The following is a 1730-nucleotide window of genomic DNA, read 5'->3' as shown; positions in this document are numbered from 1 at the left end:
GTGCAGAACGGATAGTTGGCGGCCTGCGCCGCAGCCGTTCTGGTCAACGCGTTGAAAAGCGTCGACTTGCCGACGTTGGGCAAGCCAACGATGCCGCATTTGAAACCCATTTTGTCCGGTCCTATCGGGAAATAGAAATTTGATCAGGGCTATGGGCGATAGGGGTGATCAACGTCAAGCCCTTCGGTTCCCTTGATGCTCAGTCCTTGCCGCCGAACAGCTTCTTCAGCATGGCGGCCATCGGACCGCTTTCCGGCAGCTTGGCCAGGGGCTGTTGGGGCCGTGCTTGGCGGACGTGACTTTGCTGCTTCTGCGCCGGCTGCTTAGGTGCCGATTTTTCGGGCTCCGGCCCGGCCTTGCCCTGGACGGCGAGACTGGCTTTGTTCATGAAGCCGGATTCGTCGCCTTTGGCGATCATGGCGGCGTTGTCGGCGATCGCGTCGAGCAGCGGGTCAAGCCATTCGCGGTCGGCCTTGTCGAAATCGCCGAGCACATGGTGCTGGACCATTTCCTTGACGCCTGGATGGCCGACGCCGATGCGTACGCGGCGATAGGCGTTGCCGACATGGCCATCGATCGAACGGATGCCGTTATGGCCGCCGGCGCCGCCGCCGGTCTTTATGCGCAGCTTGCCTTCGGCAAGATCGATCTCGTCATAGAAGACGGTGAGCGCGGAAAGCTCGAGCTTGTAGAAGCGCAGCGCTTCGCCGACCGACTGGCCGGACAGGTTCATGAAGGTCTGCGGCTTGATCAGGACGACTTTTTCGCCGCCGAGCGAGCCCTCGGCGATCAGGCCCTGAAATTTCTTCGACCAGGGCGAAAAGGAATGGCGGCGGGCGATTGCGTCCGCCGCCATGAAACCGACATTGTGCCGATTGCCGGCGTATTTCGCGCCCGGATTGCCGAGACCTGCAAACAGCAGCATCGCCTGCTCCGGGCGTGAAAGAGTTACTTCTCTTCGGCGGCAGGAGCCGCTTCAGGTGCAGCCGCTTCAGCCGTCTCTTCCGTCTCCGGCTTCATCGCCGACGAACCGGCAATGGTCGCGATGGTGAAGTCGCGGTCGGAGATCACAGGCTTGACCCCAGCCGGCAGCTTGACCGCCGAGATGTGGATCGAATCGCCAATGTTGGCGCCGGTGAGATCGACGGTGATGAATTCCGGGATCGCATTGGCCGGGCAGTGGAACTCGACTTCGTGACGCACGATGTTGAGTACGCCGCCGCGCTTGATGCCGGGCGACTTGTCCTCGTTGATGAAGTGGACAGGCACGTCGACATTGACTTCGGTGTCCTTGCCGATGCGCAGGAAGTCGACATGGACAGGGAAATCCTTGACCGGGTCGAGCTGGAAGTCCTTCGGCAGGACCTGGATCTTCTTGCCGTCGACATCGATCGTGGCGATCGTGGTCAGGAACCCGCCGCCATGGATCTTGTAGTAGATGTCCTTGTAGGTGAGCGCGATAGCCAGGGGAGGCTGCTTGTCACCATAAATTACTGCAGGCACTTTACCGTTGCGGCGAACTGCACGGGCGGACCCCTTACCGACCTGTTCGCGTGCTTCGGCCTTGAGCTCGTAAGTGTCGTGGCTCATGGCATTTCCTTTCGGTTTGTTCTGGAGCGCTCACGGTGGGCAGAGTGCCTGGACCGTAAACGTCGAAAGCCGACATACCCATGCATGATCCCGAAAAGTGGATTCCGGTTTTCGGACCAGATCATGCATGGGTATGTCGG

The 1730-nt window shown here is 60.3% G+C and carries 3 protein-coding genes; all 3 read right to left on the bottom strand.

All coding sequences use genetic code 11. The features are described from left to right. Positions 1–110, bottom strand: a 110-nt coding sequence (locus tag EOA22_RS32550; RefSeq protein ID WP_206521415.1) for a GTPase, incomplete at its 3' end; no start/stop codon positions are given. An 89-nt stretch (positions 111–199) separates the two neighbouring features. Further along, positions 200–925, bottom strand: coding sequence for an aminoacyl-tRNA hydrolase (gene pth, locus EOA22_RS32545; RefSeq protein WP_027162157.1), 726 nt, complete (start codon positions 923–925; stop codon positions 200–202). Between the two features lie 23 nt (positions 926–948). Further along, positions 949–1590 carry a 50S ribosomal protein L25/general stress protein Ctc gene (locus EOA22_RS32540; protein WP_013529995.1) on the bottom strand — a complete coding sequence of 214 codons (642 nt, stop codon included), beginning with the start codon at positions 1588–1590 and terminating at the stop codon, positions 949–951. Positions 1591–1730 lie beyond the last annotated feature (140 nt).

The organism is Mesorhizobium sp. M7A.F.Ca.US.014.04.1.1, assembly GCF_003998745.1.
Lineage (GTDB): Bacteria > Pseudomonadota > Alphaproteobacteria > Rhizobiales > Rhizobiaceae > Mesorhizobium > Mesorhizobium ciceri.
This window is presented reverse-complemented; position numbering and strand designations above follow the sequence as displayed.